The organism is Parafrankia discariae (assembly GCF_000373365.1).
Lineage (GTDB): Bacteria > Actinomycetota > Actinomycetes > Frankiales > Frankiaceae > Parafrankia > Parafrankia discariae.
In genome coordinates this window covers 102,900-117,065 of sequence record NZ_KB891285.1, presented here as the reverse complement: position 1 = coordinate 117,065, position 14,166 = coordinate 102,900, and the positions used below count along the sequence as shown (strand labels likewise).

At 66.4% G+C, this 14,166-nt stretch carries 14 protein-coding genes; 5 read left to right on the top strand and 9 right to left on the bottom strand.

Annotated elements, in window-relative coordinates:
- Window positions 1–125: 125 nt before the first annotated feature.
- On the bottom strand, window positions 126–428 hold the full coding sequence (locus tag B056_RS0133690; protein ID WP_018506241.1) for a hypothetical protein: 303 nt from the start codon (window positions 426–428) through the stop codon (window positions 126–128).
- 149 nt (window positions 429–577) lie between these two features.
- On the opposite strand from B056_RS0133690, the gene B056_RS0133685 reads away from it, so the two are divergent.
- Window positions 578–778 (top strand): helix-turn-helix transcriptional regulator, encoded by a 201-nt coding sequence (locus tag B056_RS0133685; RefSeq protein ID WP_035753711.1) that lies wholly within the window; start codon window positions 578–580, stop codon window positions 776–778.
- Window positions 779–785: 7 nt separating this feature from the next.
- On the opposite strand, the gene B056_RS0133680 is transcribed toward B056_RS0133685, so the two are convergent.
- The 4 genes from B056_RS0133680 to B056_RS0133665 form a co-directional block, all read right to left on the bottom strand.
- Window positions 786–2,417 (bottom strand): replication initiator, encoded by a 1,632-nt coding sequence (locus tag B056_RS0133680; protein WP_018506239.1) that lies wholly within the window; start codon window positions 2,415–2,417, stop codon window positions 786–788.
- A gap of 95 nt (window positions 2,418–2,512) precedes the next feature.
- Window positions 2,513–4,261: an FtsK/SpoIIIE domain-containing protein gene (locus B056_RS39005; protein ID WP_035753709.1), complete on the bottom strand. Its 1,749-nt coding sequence runs from the start codon at window positions 4,259–4,261 to the stop codon at window positions 2,513–2,515.
- A 137-nt stretch (window positions 4,262–4,398) separates the two neighbouring features.
- A complete protein-coding gene (locus B056_RS0133670; protein WP_018506237.1) occupies window positions 4,399–4,692 on the bottom strand; it encodes a hypothetical protein in 294 nt (97 codons plus the stop codon).
- Window positions 4,689–5,099 carry a hypothetical protein gene (locus B056_RS0133665; protein WP_020572851.1) on the bottom strand — a complete coding sequence of 137 codons (411 nt, stop codon included), beginning with the start codon at window positions 5,097–5,099 and terminating at the stop codon, window positions 4,689–4,691. The genes B056_RS0133670 and B056_RS0133665 overlap by 4 nt, the downstream gene beginning before the upstream one ends.
- Window positions 5,100–5,316: 217 nt before the next feature.
- Between B056_RS0133665 and B056_RS0133660 the strand changes: the two genes are divergently transcribed.
- A complete protein-coding gene (locus B056_RS0133660) occupies window positions 5,317–5,739 on the top strand; it encodes a helix-turn-helix domain-containing protein (protein WP_195905982.1) in 423 nt (140 codons plus the stop codon).
- 56 nt (window positions 5,740–5,795) lie between these two features.
- On the opposite strand, the gene B056_RS0133655 is transcribed toward B056_RS0133660, so the two are convergent.
- The gene (locus B056_RS0133655; RefSeq protein WP_018506234.1) at window positions 5,796–6,281 is read right to left on the bottom strand and encodes a hypothetical protein; all 486 of its coding nucleotides are present in this window, start codon (window positions 6,279–6,281) and stop codon (window positions 5,796–5,798) included.
- A gap of 336 nt (window positions 6,282–6,617) precedes the next feature.
- Between B056_RS0133655 and B056_RS0133650 the strand changes: the two genes are divergently transcribed.
- Genes B056_RS0133650 through B056_RS43355 form a run of 3 tightly spaced genes read left to right on the top strand, consistent with a single transcriptional unit; the run spans window position 6,618 to window position 9,172 of the window.
- Window positions 6,618–7,616 (top strand): helix-turn-helix domain-containing protein, encoded by a 999-nt coding sequence (locus B056_RS0133650; RefSeq protein WP_018506233.1) that lies wholly within the window; start codon window positions 6,618–6,620, stop codon window positions 7,614–7,616.
- Complete coding sequence (locus B056_RS43360) at window positions 7,603–8,799, top strand: hypothetical protein (RefSeq protein ID WP_018506232.1); 1,197 nt, start codon at window positions 7,603–7,605, stop codon at window positions 8,797–8,799. The genes B056_RS0133650 and B056_RS43360 overlap by 14 nt, the downstream gene beginning before the upstream one ends.
- Window position 8,800: 1 nt before the next feature.
- The gene (locus B056_RS43355) at window positions 8,801–9,172 is read left to right on the top strand and encodes a gamma-glutamylcyclotransferase family protein (protein WP_018506231.1); all 372 of its coding nucleotides are present in this window, start codon (window positions 8,801–8,803) and stop codon (window positions 9,170–9,172) included.
- 134 nt (window positions 9,173–9,306) lie between these two features.
- Here the strand turns inward: B056_RS43355 and B056_RS41460 are convergent, their stop codons facing one another.
- The 3 genes from B056_RS41460 to B056_RS0133630 all read right to left on the bottom strand — a co-directional run bounded on the left by B056_RS41460 (window position 9,307) and on the right by B056_RS0133630 (window position 14,121).
- Complete coding sequence (locus B056_RS41460) at window positions 9,307–11,538, bottom strand: S8 family peptidase (RefSeq protein WP_076784831.1); 2,232 nt, start codon at window positions 11,536–11,538, stop codon at window positions 9,307–9,309.
- Window positions 11,528–12,694, bottom strand: coding sequence for an AAA family ATPase (locus B056_RS41455; protein WP_076784827.1), 1,167 nt, complete (start codon window positions 12,692–12,694; stop codon window positions 11,528–11,530). Before B056_RS41455 ends, B056_RS41460 begins: the two co-directional genes overlap by 11 nt.
- A gap of 1,001 nt (window positions 12,695–13,695) precedes the next feature.
- Window positions 13,696–14,121 carry a hypothetical protein gene (locus B056_RS0133630; protein ID WP_154677372.1) on the bottom strand — a complete coding sequence of 142 codons (426 nt, stop codon included), beginning with the start codon at window positions 14,119–14,121 and terminating at the stop codon, window positions 13,696–13,698.
- Window positions 14,122–14,166 lie beyond the last annotated feature (45 nt).

Genomic DNA, 14,166 nt, shown 5'->3' with positions numbered 1-14,166 from the left:
AGGGCGCTGCGCGTCGCTACGCGATCGGCCTACGGCCGACCCTGGACCCGTCCGACACCCCGACAGCTTCAAGCGCCACCAGAGGACGGAAGAAAAATGAAGGGGTAGAGCAGGCAGGACTGCCGCTACGCGCGGGTGATGCTGGCCGCTCCCGGGCCGCCCGACAGCTTCGCCGTCACCGGGGCGGTTGCCGACTCTCCGGGCACCTGCCGGAAGACGAGCACAGCGTCAACGTCGCCGAAGTGCTCCGTGAAGAACGCGTCCGCGGGCAGGGTGCCCAGGATCGCCACCAAGTCGCCGACATCGGCGCCGGGCCGGATCGTCAGCTCGTGCTCCCCGGTGTCCAGGGTGCGGGCCGCGATCAGCGGAGAGTCGCCGTCGCCGGGGGTGCGCCAGGCACCGAAGCCGCCAGACGAGAAGATAGACATGGGTCTCAACTCCTGTGTACTCAGGATTGGGATCAAGGTCCCGGCTGGGTGTTGACGCACCCGCCGGGACCGCTTATGAGCGACTGGACGATCGTCCAGCGCCGCCAACGGTACCTGGTGTCTGGACGGTCGTCCAGTAGTCTGCGTTCATGACGCAACCGCTCATGGGAGCGGCGGAGATCGCGCAGCGGCTAGGGGTAGGCCGTACCCGGGTGAACCAGCTCCTGAAGGAGGACCCGACCTTCCCGAAACCGCACGCCACCCTTGCCGCCGGCCACATCTGGCAGACCGCCGACGTCGAAGCCTGGATTGCCGAACACCGGCCGGACCTCCCAGCGCCGCAGGTATGACGAAGGATCAGGCAGCGGCAGCGGCCGGGGCCGGTGGGCCGGTTGCCGGAAGTTCGCCGGGTGTCGCGGCGCGGGCCGCGTCGAGCTGTGCGCGCCAGGCGCGGCGTTGCGCGACGGCTTGAAGGAGCAGATGTTCGCGTCGAGGTGCGGCCGGGTCGCCGGGCCGTAGCAGGGTGCAGACCGTCCGGGCCGGATCGGATCCTGGCCCAGCGCCGGCCGCCGGGCCGTTGCCGGTGTCGCCGAGGGCTTCGAGTTGTTCGCGGACCCAGGCGATCCGGTCGGCCCGGTGATCGGCCAGTGTCTTGCCGGACCACTTCCGACTGACGAGGACACGCCGGCCGCCGAAGCCGAGGGTCTCCCGTCGGTGTGCCTTTCCGCGGCACCGGCCCGGGACGAGTCCGGGTTTCGGGTTGCGCGGCTGGACGCCGTAGCGCAGCCAGTTCGAGCACGTAGGCGAGCACGGTTCGTGCCGCAGCGCGTCCGCGAGCCGTTCGACGTGCCGCCGGTGCGCGTCGCTGTCGGTGTCGTGGCAGGTGTCGAGGCTCTTGGTCAGGTACTTGCACAGGTAGCCGATCATCCGGCCGGTGTGCGCCGAATTCGCGGTGACGCCGTCCGCCCGGAGTTGCGGGCCGAAGCGGACCACGTGCACGGGTTCGTCATCCTCGCCGATGGCGTCCAACGCCTGATCCCAGGTGGGCAGGGCCTCCCCGGTGTCCGGGTCGAGGTAGGCCCCGCTGTCCGTGTCCCAGACCGGGAGCGCCGTGTCCGGGTAGACCGGCCGGTCGCACGATGGCCACCAGATCTGCTGGTATGTTGCCGCCGCCACCTGGCGGAGCACCACCCGTGGGATCGTGCCCCGGACCGCCGCGTGTAGGTGCGGAGCGAGCCGCCGTTGCGGTTCGAGTGCGGCGAAGTACTGGACGTCCCAGCCGACACACCGGCGCAGGTTCTGCCAGAACCGGTCGATGAGCTTCGGGAAGTGGATGGCGTCGCGGGCCGCCCGCCGGTAGTCGTACGAGCCCGGATCCACCGGCGTGCTGTCGCTACGCACCCGCCCGTAGCTGTCGCAGGTCAGCGTCAGGAACATCGACGGCCGCCAGGCCGTGCCGTCCGGAGCTTCGTAGGTTCGGCCGATCGTCCGCTTGTCCACCGGGAGCCGGGGCAGGTCGGGGGCATCCTGCCGCCGCCGGGTCGAGCGTGCCCGACGAGGACGATCCCGGTTGTCCGGAGCGGCCTTGCCGCGCACGCCCAGCGCGTTGAGTTCGTCGTCCACCTGGCCGATAAGTTCGTCGATCTCCGCCACGCCCGCCGGGTCGCCGTCGCGTTCAGCGTCCCGCCGGGCGACTTCGAGATCCGCACGGAACCCGGCAAGAACCTTCGCGTCGTCCGTCGGGGGGTCCGGGTCGGGAACGGGTTCGTCGTCGAGGTGCCAGCCTGCCGTGCACTGCGCCATCCGCAGCCGCCGGGCCCGTTCCGCGCATGAGGGGCATTTGCTCGCCAGGGTGGCCCCGCAGGGCACAGGGATGATCTCGGTTTCGCCGGTGTCTAGGTTGGTGCGGCGCATCGCCATCGGCCGGACGCACACGCCGTTCTCCACAGCGACGGCTTCGACGACCTGTCGGGCCAGAGGCATGCGCATTCGTGCTTCCCGGGATCCGGGCCGCGCCGGTCGATCGTCACGGTCGTCACGGCCAGGGGAAGGAGCCGCGTCGGACGGGAGGGTGGTGGGGTCAGTCAAGCAACCTCCCCCCAGCCGGCAGACCCGTTCGCGGCCGGGCCGCCGGGCTCTTGGAACGGTCGGAGATCCGGCGTCCATCCCGCCGGGCCGCTGTCCGTGCCGTCCCGGTATGGGTCGAGGTCCGGAACCCAGCCACCGGCACCGCCGCCGTCCGGACGGTCGGGCGTGTCGTCGAGGTAGGGGCTCAGGTCCGGTGTCCAACCGGCAAGGGCCGGGGTTGGCCGGTAGGCCAGCACGGTGCGGCTGATCTCCGTGTCGTCGATGAACGACGCGCGGACCCGGACCGGTTCGGGCTGTCCCTCAGCGAGCACGTAGCCGACGCCGGGCAGCGAGACCGGGATCTCTTCCGCCCGCGCGCCGCGGTCCCGGGCACCGGAGCCGAGGACAAGGTCAGCCTGTTCGGGTTCGGTCATGCGCAGCGCGACCCGGACCGGGAACAGGTCCCGGAAGGGAAGCACTTCCTTGCGCGGGTCCTGGACCGCCGCCAGGACTACGACGCCGGGCGCACGTCCTTGGGAGAGCAGCAGTGGCAGCGCCGCCCCGATCCGCTTCTTGACGTCCCGGTCGGTGACGTACGCCGTCAGGGAGGCGATTTCGTCGACGATCAGGACGATCAGCGGCTCACCGGTCGTGGGCGTGTGCAGCCGGGTCCGGCCCCGCAGCCGTGCCGTGCGCTGTTGCATGACCGAGACGGCGTCGTCGAGGAGATCCGCGATCTCGCCGGTGGTGGTGGCGAACCGGGTGAACAGCGGTTCCCCGAACGCGAGTTCCATGCCTCCCTTGGGGTCGCAGACCCACAGCTCCGCCAGGCCGGCACGGATCGCCGGGCCGAGACCGCGGATGATCGACCACAGCACCGACCCCTTGCCCGCGCCGGTCGCCCCCGCGACGAGGACATGCGTCCCGCGGACAGGCAGGGTCCACGGGGATCCGTCCTCACGCCGGCCGACAGGCACCGCGGACAGGCCCTCAACGAGCGGACCCGCCGTGGCACTGGCGTCACTCGCCGCGGGTCCGTCGTCGAGGACATCGTCATCCCAGCCGCGGTCAGCGTTCTCACCGTGCAGATCACTGGCGTCGTGGTCGATGGCCGGGCCGGGGCCGGGGTGGTCGAGCCGGGTGGGGTGAACCGGTCGGGTCAGGGTGTCGCGGTAGTGGAAGTGCAACCGGACGAACCGGTGTTCCTCCGCCTGGACCTGGCAGCGCCGGGCCCGGAACACGTGCCGCAACGCTTCAGCCTGATCCGCCCACTGTTCCGGGGTCTGGCCGGGAAGCAGTTCCACCCGCAGCGTGTCCGCGGCCCGCGTGGAGCGGATCGAGCGGATCCGCGGAAAGTACTCGTCAAACGTCACCTGGTCGCCGTTGGACGCCGGCATCCGGATCGCCAGATCGGTGTGCACCATCGCCGGCCGCCACCGCCGCCGGTAGACGAACGCCAACCGGACCCGGGCCCGCACCCACCGGGCCAGCCAGCCGAACGACCGCGGATGCACCCGCCGCCACACGACCGCTACCAGCGCGACGGCAACGAGCAGCGCCACCAGGCCCAGCAGGCCGAACCGGTGGGTGAACATGGCGAGAGCCAGGCCCAGAGGGACGGCGACCCGGTGCCGCCAGCACCAGCGCACCCCCAGCACCAGGCCCTTACCGACCACCGCCACGAACAGCATCCACAGCGGGACCCGCATCCGATCCGGCCGGGACGGAATACGCGGCAACCCCCGGTCACCGTTGATCCTGGACATGCCAAATACCACCCTTTTCAGAGCGCGCGAAACGAGAGGGAGTAAGGGGAGGAAGAAAGGAGGAGCGGCCCGGAGCGGCAGTTACTCAGGATCCGGAATCCGGGCCGCCTCCCCGAAGAGAGCAGCTAGAGGAGCTGCTACGCGGCGCGGTACTCCGCGGATTCGGCTATTTCCAGCATGGCGAACCGGAGCCGTTCGCATTCGATCAGGTAATCGTTCACCGCGGCGAGCAGCGCGTAGGCGAAATCCACCTGATCCGACGTCACCGCGCTACCCGCCACCGAGACGGACAGGGTCGTGCGGCCGAGGGTCACCGCGAGGATCGGCGCACTGTCCGGGTAGCTGTGGCAGCGGGCCGACCAGTCCGCACCCACGTGCAACCCCAGGTGCGTCGACGAGCGCAGGCCGTCCAGGCCGGGTCCGGTCGTCATGCCGCCACCCCCGGGTTCGTCCGACGAGCCGGGCCAACCGGACGCATCGACACTGCCCGCAGCGAGAACGCCTGTCGAGGCTTGGAACTGTTGGTGTCCACGTACGGCAGCACCGACAGCCCGTCGAACAGCACCGGCCGGAACGGCATCCCCGGCATCGCGTCCGGGGCGACCGGAGCCGTCTCGCCGAGGATCTTCACCTTGACTTCCGCCTGCCGGGCCGCCGGGTCCGGGTCCAGGGCACGGACGGTCCAGACCCGGGCGCCGGTCTCCTTGTCCCGCTGCTGTGGGTCCGCCGCGCCCGCCCGCACCTTGTCGAAGTCGTTCGCCGCCTCCACACCGAGCACGTACGCGCCGTGCGGGAACACATCCTCGAACCGCACCGGAATACGCCGGGGAACCGCCATCACGCCACCTCCACACATCGCAGACCGTCATCTGTGGCCGGTCGTTCCGGCCGATGAGATACACGATCCACCGCTCGGCAAGCGCGCATCAAACGCTAACCAAGCGTTGTATGTACGGGTGGTATGAGCCCCATGCGGGCCCGCATGGTTCATGCCATGGTGATATGAGGCACGGGTATGCGTTTCCGACTTCTTTGCAGGCCGCTAATATGCGCGCATGGCTGACCGGAAAACCGCGCCGGTGTACCGGACCAGAGGCCCCGTGGATGGTGAGGACTGGGCCGCCGTCGCCGTTGCGCTCAACGAGCGGATGGCGCGACGCCGCATCGGTCAGCAGGACCTTGCCCGCCTGTCCGGGGTGTCCGTGTCCACGCTGCGCGAGCTTCAGCACGGCGCCGGCCGCCGCGTGCAGAACAAGACCCTCGCGTCGATCGCCCGCGCTCTGGAGTGGCCCGACGACCACCTGATTCAGGTGCTCCTGTCAGGCCCGCCGGTCGACGACCCCGAGACGGCCGAGCCCATCGGGCGGGAGATCCTCACCGCACTGGCCCGTGTCGAGGACCGTCTCACCGAGATCGTGACCAGACTCGCCGTAGTCGAGCAGGCCGTGACCAGGTCGGACGAGCCGGCATCGTCCTGACATGCCAAGGGCCGGATCCCCCCGACGAGATCCGGCCCCTGTGAACGTGCGCGATGTCAGCCCAGAGCAGTGGGGTTCCACGACCGCGGACGCCGACGGCGGATCACCTGTCGCCGCAGCGCATCCGCTACATCCGCCTTCCCCGCGGCGTACGCGTCCTGCTCCCCATCCGTCATCCACCGCCGCCCGGCACCGTCCCCCACCGTGGCCGGGTCGAGTTCGAGCATGGAACGCAGGAAGTCCCCCGGAAGCTGCCGCCGGGACAGCCGCACCCCAGCCGCCGCGTAGACGAGCACCACGTCCGCGTCCCCGTAGGCCTCCACGAAGTGCAGCCCCGCAGGCATCCCCGCCATCGCTTCCGCCAGCGCCGACGCGGACGAGCCCGCAGGAACGACCAGCGCCCAGGCATCCGCGCCCCACGGCAACAGGCCGACGCCCGGTTCCGCATCCGCCTGACACGGCCCGCTCGCCCAGGTCATCGCGAACCCCCGTTCCCCCCGCGCCGTGTCACGGCTGTCCCGCCCGTCGTTGGCTTCGGCCACACCGCCGCACCCCCTTCATCCGTTCTCATGCCGCCTCACGGCCTGGACGCCACCCCGCCCCGCGGAGGACGCCGCTCGACACGGGACGGGATGGCTTGCGAATCAGACTGTCCGGATCCGGATGGGTCACGAAACGTCAAGATGGAATGGCACTCAGTGCATGGGATTCCGGCGGTCCGCCGCTCGGCGAGCGGTCAGCAAGCGCCACACGAGCGCCCGATCCGCACAACAACCGCGAACAGGCCATACCACCGTTGCATGGCCGGGTTAGTCTCTGCGTAGCGACCTGACCACCCGCTGACCATGCCAGTCGGCCCGCACCCGAGGAGATGGCGGATGGCCCAGCCCGCCCCTCCGTACACCGTCTCGCCCGAACTCCTCGGACGAGGCGAGTTCCGCGCCGCCTGCGAAGCCATGGACTTCCAGACGATCTTCCGTCTGATGCGCAAGTACGACGGCGCCAGTCAGGACCGCGTCTCCTCACCCGTCCGCGGCCTCACCCAAAGCCGCGTCAGCCGGGTCATGTCCGGAGAAACCCGGATCGCCACTCTCGAGCTGGTCGAGCGCATCGCCGACGCCCTGCGTATCCCCGGCGCCTACTTCCGTCTCGCCGCACGCCCGTGGGAAGCCACCGCCCCGGCAACCATTGCCGAACCCGCGGCACCAGCGCCGACCGCACCGGATGAGGCCCGAACACCCGCCATCCCCGAACAGGCCGCCAACCGCGCACCCGGACCAGCCGCACCGGTGACGTCTGGTGCGGTGACCGGTGACGTCGTGGACCGCAGCCTGACCATCGATATCGACGTGGCCGACGACGGATGGGCGACCCTGACCTACCGGCACGAGATCTACAACGCGACCGCGACGCCGTTCACCCGGCTGAACCGGGAGCTGTGGTTCGAGACCACCAACGGCCCGTTGCAGATCGAGGCCCTGCCCTCCCCCGACCGGAACGTCATCATCCAGCGCATCCATGACACCGAGCTGAACGCCCGGTTCGCCTGCCAGGTCTTCCCCGCGATCCAGCCCGGTGAGTCCGCGATCGTCGGCTACCGCAGCTCCGGCGGGCGGTTCGTCTACGACCACTACTGGCGACAGTCGATCGTCCGGCCGACGGGCACGTTCACGATCCGGCTTCGCCACCAGGGCGTCACGTCGCTCACCCGATGCACCGCAACCGAGGACCGGCCGGACGGGTCGGAGATCTCAGCGACCGACGGCCTGTCGTTCTCCCGCGGCGAGAACGGCGTCGTCATCGAGCTGACGCGTTACAACCTCCGGCCGAACCAGTTCGTGACGTTGCGATGGGACACCACCCATGCGTCTCCGTGACGCGGTAGAGCAGACCCTACGGGCATGGCACGGCCACGAGACCGCGCGCCAGGCAGCCCCGGTCATCGACTTCGACTGTGCGCCCACCGCCGCCCCGGTCACCGCGGCCCCGAGCCGCCTGGACGTCTACGACACGCTCAGCAGGCTGGCCGAACGCGCCGAAGCCGAGCACGACCAGGTGTGCGCCGAGCAGCTCCGGGCGCACCTGGCCTATCTCGGGGCCTTGCTCGGCGAGCGGCCCCCACTCGGCCCCTACCTGAGCGCCACTCAGGGATGCCCCGCCGGCGGATGGTCCGACGAGTACGTCACCGCCGTAGGCGACCGCGCCCGCGCGGCACTCGCTGATCTCGGGATTTCCTGGGGACCGGACACCGACCGCCAGCTCCGCGATACCGAAGGCCCGGTCGACACCGCCGACGCGCCGGACCTCATCCGAGCCGCCGCCGACGAGCTGGAGCCCGCTGTCCGGGCCCTTGCCGAAACCGATGCGCCGTACACGCTGGACATCACGACCGCCGACGTCGACGCCTACTGGGCCTACTGGCTGGACGGCACCGGCCACCAGGTCCGGCTACGGTTCAACCTCCGCAATGCCGCCTTCACCAAGACCCGGCTACGCCAGTTCGCCCTCCACGAGATCCTCGGCCACGCGCTCCAAAGCGCCAGCTACACCACCACCGCCGAGACCACCGACGTCCCGTGGCCGCGCCTACTGTCGGTCCACGTGCCGTACCAGGTGCTGTTGGAAGGCATCGCCCAGGCCATGCCCCTGTTCGTCCTCCCCGACGACACCGCGGTCACCGCCCGCGTCCGCCTGGACCACTACCTCCAGCTCGTCCGCGCCGAGCTCCACCAGGCCATCAACACCGGCCGCCCTGTTGCCGCATGCGCCGAGCACGCCCGCGCCCGCGCCCCGTTCTGGACCGCGGGCACGATCGCAGACATCCTCACCGACCGCGGCAACGACCCCCAGCTACGCAGCTATCTGTGGGCCTACCCCGCCGGCATCGACTGGTTCGTCAATCTCGCCGACACCGCCGACACCGACACCGTGGGGAAGGTCTTCCGTGCCACCTACACACAGCCCCTCACCCCGAGCCAGCTCACCGACCTCTGGCCGACTGGCCCCCGCATCGGCGGACCCGGCACCCCTGTTCGTCTACGGAAGCCTTCTCTTCCCTGAGGTGCTCCGCGTCCTCATCGACCGCGACCCCCACCGCTCACCGGTCACCGTCACCGGATGGCGCGTCATCGCACTCCCCGAACGCATCTATCCCGGCCTCATCCACGACCAGGACGCCACCGCGACCGGGCACCTCTTCGAGGACCTCACACCGGCCGAGTGGGAGACCCTCGACTCGTTCGAAGCCGACTTCTACACCGTCGGACGCATCAGCCTGGACCACGACCGCCACGCATGGGCCTACATCTGCGCCGACCCCAACGAGATACTCCCCGCCTCAGTGTGGAGCCCAGACGACTTCGCCCGCGACCACCTACCCGCCTACGTCGAACGATGCACCGCATGGCGCCGCCGACACGAGGCAACCACGTAGGCCGCACGTTGCCGAAACCGTCGATTTAGGATCAAGCGCGATGGAGGCCGCGCCGCGCGGCCGCCTGCGCGCGGCCGTGGACGGCCGTGCTCGCCGGGCGCGTCGCAGCCTCCAAAATTCTCCCCAAGCCAAGTTCACGTGCGAACAGAGATCTCCACAACAGGCTGGAGCACCTCAAGCCTTCCAGCATATGTGCGAATCACGGCATCGTAAATGTCGGTCTTGGTGCTGTAAACCGCAACAACAAGTGCGTACCTGATTTTATTAGCCGAGCTAGCGATACCTCCACCCAGACGCGCATTATAGTGGATATCAAACATGGGACGATAAAGGGTGTTCCCGCGAAATCTCTGTTTTGCGTTGAGGACTGTGTCCCACTTCTGCGCATCTCGGCGCAGAGTTTGTTCCGAATCATAATTGGTACGTTTAAAGAAGGCCTTGCTCTGAGGATCGGTACTGTCGTCCTTGGCGAAGCGGCGGGCATCGGGGCGGAAAGTTACCTCAAGCCCACTCCGGGTGTAACTTCCCGGGTCCTGTGGATCTACAGCTGTCGCATAGCAGAAGGTCGCGCTGATTTCCACCATTCCATTTAGCTGCTCATCAGGCATCGGAATCAGCGCGCGAAGGTACTGGCTCGGCTCCAGCTCGCCTTGATAGATCACGCGTACAGTGTTCTCTGGGCAGGTGACAAGGCTTTCCAGATCGCCTCTCAGCCGGCCCCAACCGACCTCGGACCTGTCATTCATAGCCCCGTCTGCACCATGAATAAGGAGAGCCTTCAGCGCAAGAGGATTCAGACGACTACCAAAGTGCGCGCGAATTCCGGAGGCCAGACGTAGCGCCGCAGGTGCTGCGAACGACGTGCCGCAAGTCGACGCTATTTGCGGAGAACGGTCCGTGGCGTAGACCATAAATGGCTCACGGTCTTCGCCCCCAAAATGTAGGAGATCCGGCTTCACTCTACCGGGGCTGCGACCGGGACCAAACGCGCTGTAGCTGGCACGCTGCCAACCCTCTCGCACACTATCCGCAGCGCCTACACCAAGGGCATTAACGCAATCAGAGGGTACTTGGATCCGCGCCTCACCCAGGTCAGAGTCGCCTTCCCCATTGTTTCCGACCGCTACCGCTGCCAGTGCGCGACCGTCGGCGAGATACTCATCCAAAAGCGCCGTCCATGCATGAACCTCATCGTCCTCAACAGGGAGAGCTGGACCGATACTGAGGCTGAAAAGCTCATAGCACTCCTGCTTTAGTACACTCTCAATCCGTTTCAACACATCGTAAAGCTCGTAGGGGTCGCTATCAGTCTTCTCGTCAAGGACCCGATAATGATCAATTCGACTGTACGGCCGCGGCGCCGGTTTACCGACCATAAGAGAGCCGAAGAGAGCAGCTGAAGTGACATCATGGCCGTGCTGTAGAAGCATCGGTCGGGAGCTAGACACCCCTTGAGCGTCCATAGCGGTCACCCATCTACCAAGGTCACTCGTTTCGTCAAACCCTCCGTCGAAGATCGCCATTCGGAGATCGGGATCAACAGGCCCCTCGGACGGCAGGGGAGAAACGGGCGAGTTCGGGAGTGGGACTGATCTTTCTATAGGCATCAGCCTGCGCAGTCGAGGCATAGGGCGTACAACCCGGAGAAAAGAAAATCGCGCAAGATCGGAAACCGCATGAATCGGAGCCTCGACGGGCATAAAGCACAGACCACCTGCGTACACTCTACGATCTAGGTCGGGCTGCACATCAAGCGACAACGCATATTCTTCAAACGCCAAAATAATGTACTGTGCCGCACGAGAGTTACTTGCATGTAGACCGACTTCGAGTACAACTGATGCGGCCGAATAAATCTGCGAATCCCCAGAAGTATTGCGTATCTTCTCGGCGCTGGTGGGCGCACGGAAGTCTTCCAATCGTTGGATCTGATCACTAATTCGATGCGGGAAATTGCCGAGCTCGGCGGCCCAACGATCGAATGATTCACGTTTCCCTGCGACAAATATATCTGTACTTGGCAGCGGCTGAGGATCCCCGTCTCTAGTCCATCTTTCCGGCTGGACTGTGACGGGACGGCTTCCTACCTGTCTAAGACTAAACTCGTCAAATAGCTGCTGCGGATGATACGATTTTGCGATGGACTGAGGATGGAGTGTTACTACCCCGATGGCTTCATTTTCCGGACATGCCGAGCGTGGCAATGCGTCCAAAATAGTTGCAGCTTCCCTAACCCTCGGGCGCAAACGCTCTATTGCCTCCTGGTAAGAGTAGGCGAGTTGCGTCCCCCCTCCACCACCGGGCGGAGGGATACGTTCCGTCAGACGCTCACCGTAACCGAGGAGAAAGCGCGGCTCATCCGGCATCCCCAATTTCCTCTCTGCTAACGCTGCCGCTTGGCTGATTCACCATATATTTACGGATAGTGTCTCTACTTACACCAGTCATTTCGCTGGCTCGCCTCTGAGACATTCCCGTACTTCTGATTATTTCGGCTACAAAGCGTCCGCGCTGGGCCGCCGGCAGCGTTCGGATACGAATCTGGGCTATCTGGAAAAGCGCCTGCTCGATGGAGGTCCCGTCCAAGACAGCCGCCCGACGAGCCCGCATCACCTCACGTTCTACGTCATTGAATGACGATCCCACATAAAGTTGCGCAAGCATGGAAAGCGTTTCGTTCCCAATTTCATTTCCGTCAAGATACCGCTGAATCGCTGCTGCAAGTTTCTCCGACTCAGGTAGGGGAAACTCGACGAGAAGCTCAAATCGTCGCCACACTGCCGGGTCGAGTAGTTCGGGGTGGTTCGTTGCGGCTAGAAGAAGGGATCCCTCCGGCCAGGAATCAACTTCTTGCAGAAGTACCGTTACCAACCTCTTTAGTTCACCGACATCCGTTACGTCATCACGCTTCTTCGCAATAGCATCAAGCTCATCGAGAAGTAGGATGCTTTTTGTGCTCTTGGCGTAATCAAGAACCTTGCGAAGATTATTTCCTGTGCGACCCAGCAAACTACTAATAACGGTCGAAAGATCCAGCACTATCAAGGGGACGCCAAGTTCCCTGGCTAGCCAACGTGCAGCGAGAGTTTTTCCAACACCAGGAGGGCCCGTAAAAAGTGCAGTTCGAGTAGGGGATATACCCGCCTCAAGTAGAGGTTCGGGCATTCGATGTTCCCGAAGAAGCTGTTGCAGCAAGGCATTTGTTTCCGTATCAAGTACTGGCTCAACCGAAAGTACTACATGCTCTTCTTCGCGAACGAGAGGAAGGCGTGACTCCGTGTCGATCGGCTCCGCCATTACCGTTGCGCGACCAGCACTACTCCTGAGGGGGCTTTCGCGAAGGAGCATGACGAGATCCGATGCCAGCGCCGGCCTTCTGTCTCTGTATCGCCGTGCAAGGCGCCGGAGCGTCACCTGTGCGTGAGAGGAGTTCGAGGCGAGGGCGAGTCGCGCCACATGGACTAGATCTGTCTCTACCTCCGAGAGCTCGTCCGCCTGGATGTTGGAAGGGTTCGAGGGCATGGCATCAGCCTACCGGGCTGGTGGACTAGCAAACAGGATCAGGACAACAACTAGTCCACATCGTAGCAGTCGCCTTGCGATCCGGTGACGATCACCTGACCCTGCCGGTACGACGGGCACCCACTGCACGGCAACGATCGAGATCTTCCTGATCTTTGACTCGAACGAGAGGTTTCCGGCGCTGTGGCGTGACAGCCAGACAGCCAGCATTTAATGATCTTCAGGCGGACCCGGCCGGCGTACCGCACAGGCGAAGGAGCTGTCCGGGGAACGGGACAAAGAAATGGGAGCCACTACTACCACCAGCCCGTGGGCGGAGACGCCCGCTGACGCCTCGTGATCCCGCCCGGATGCTGCCCGCCATGCGCCCGTGAACCATGGTCAACAGTGGGATCCCGTGGGACTCGCCGGGACCACGCACCGACGATCAATGCGAGGGATCCGCCCAGGTCAGGCCGGGTTCACCGAGGTCAGGAGGACCACACGGCGCCGGGCCGGTCGGCGTCCCGAGTAGTTTTCAAGACCGCCGTCGATGCGCCGCGCAGGCCCGCGGAACCGTTCCGTGCCTGTTCCGTGGAGGCTGGTCAGCGACGGGACCCTGCGGGACTTTGCTGGACCCGACGCCCAAGCACGTACGGCCCGTCGATCCAGGTCACCCGCTCGCGCCGCAGCTCACGGGCCGTTTCGATCAGGCCGAAATCCGAGGCACCGTAAGCATTTCAAGACCGCCGCCATCGGCCACTAGGCGAGCCCTCCTGACCTGCGGAGACGCTGCCAGGCTTTGTCCGGCGTGCCGGAGTTCGCCTGGCCAGGTGCCCGCCGGGTACCTGGCCAGGATCTCACAGCCCGCGGCGGCGGTGTCCGGGACATCACCCGACCGTCCCGGAGGGCAGGTCGACGGTCGCTCGTCAGTGCGCCCGCCGCCGGCCCCGGCCCCAGCTCGGCTGATTTGGACCGCCTGGCCTGGCCCAGACTGGCCCGGCCCAGGCCGGCTTGGCCCGTCAGCCGCGCCGGAGGCGGCCTTCGAAGCCGTCCCCGGCGAGTTGCTCGAAAAGCGCGCGGGCACGGGCGTCCTCGGCGTCGAGATGGTCGCCCATCGACTCCTCCGCGTCCTGTGCGGTGAGGAAGCACAGGGTGTCCAGCGCGCCGCAGGCGCAGGTGACCCGCCACTGGCCGTCGGCGTCCTGGTCGGTCGTCGCGTCGGTGCAACTGTCGTCGCCCAGCAGGAACATCGGCACGAATCCGACGCCCGGTCGGCAGACGCTCATCGAGATCTCGCCGCATCGCCGGTCCGAACTCGGATGGCCGTCCGCCGCCGCCCGGGCGTCGGCTCCGGTCGGATGTTCGCCGTTGAGCTCACCGCACCGGCAGTGCACCCACCAGGGACCATCAGTGTCTTCCCGGTCCACCGCGTCTTCCCGGTCCACCGTGTTCCCTCCGTCGGCTGCCTCGCGTCGGCTGCCCGCCTCGCG

Bases quoted from the DNA above. Each gene is read 5' to 3' on its own strand.
- B056_RS0133670 (WP_018506237.1), bottom strand. From the start codon at position 4,692: ATGACGACCGGACCCGGCCTGGACGGCCTGCGCTCGTCGACGCACCTG.
- B056_RS0133665 (WP_020572851.1), bottom strand. From the start codon at position 5,099: ATGGCGGTTCCCCGGCGTATTCCGGTGCGGTTCGAGGATGTGTTCCCG.
- B056_RS0133660 (WP_195905982.1), top strand. From the start codon at position 5,317: ATGGCTGACCGGAAAACCGCGCCGGTGTACCGGACCAGAGGCCCCGTG.
- B056_RS0133680 (WP_018506239.1), bottom strand. From the start codon at position 2,417: ATGCGCATGCCTCTGGCCCGACAGGTCGTCGAAGCCGTCGCTGTGGAG.
- B056_RS41455 (WP_076784827.1), bottom strand. From the start codon at position 12,694: ATGCCCTCGAACCCTTCCAACATCCAGGCGGACGAGCTCTCGGAGGTA.
- B056_RS0133685 (WP_035753711.1), top strand. From the start codon at position 578: ATGACGCAACCGCTCATGGGAGCGGCGGAGATCGCGCAGCGGCTAGGG.
- B056_RS43360 (WP_018506232.1), top strand. From the start codon at position 7,603: ATGCGTCTCCGTGACGCGGTAGAGCAGACCCTACGGGCATGGCACGGC.
- B056_RS41460 (WP_076784831.1), bottom strand. From the start codon at position 11,538: ATGCCGGATGAGCCGCGCTTTCTCCTCGGTTACGGTGAGCGTCTGACG.
- B056_RS0133690 (WP_018506241.1), bottom strand. From the start codon at position 428: ATGTCTATCTTCTCGTCTGGCGGCTTCGGTGCCTGGCGCACCCCCGGC.
- B056_RS39005 (WP_035753709.1), bottom strand. From the start codon at position 4,261: ATGTCCAGGATCAACGGTGACCGGGGGTTGCCGCGTATTCCGTCCCGG.
- B056_RS0133650 (WP_018506233.1), top strand. From the start codon at position 6,618: ATGGCCCAGCCCGCCCCTCCGTACACCGTCTCGCCCGAACTCCTCGGA.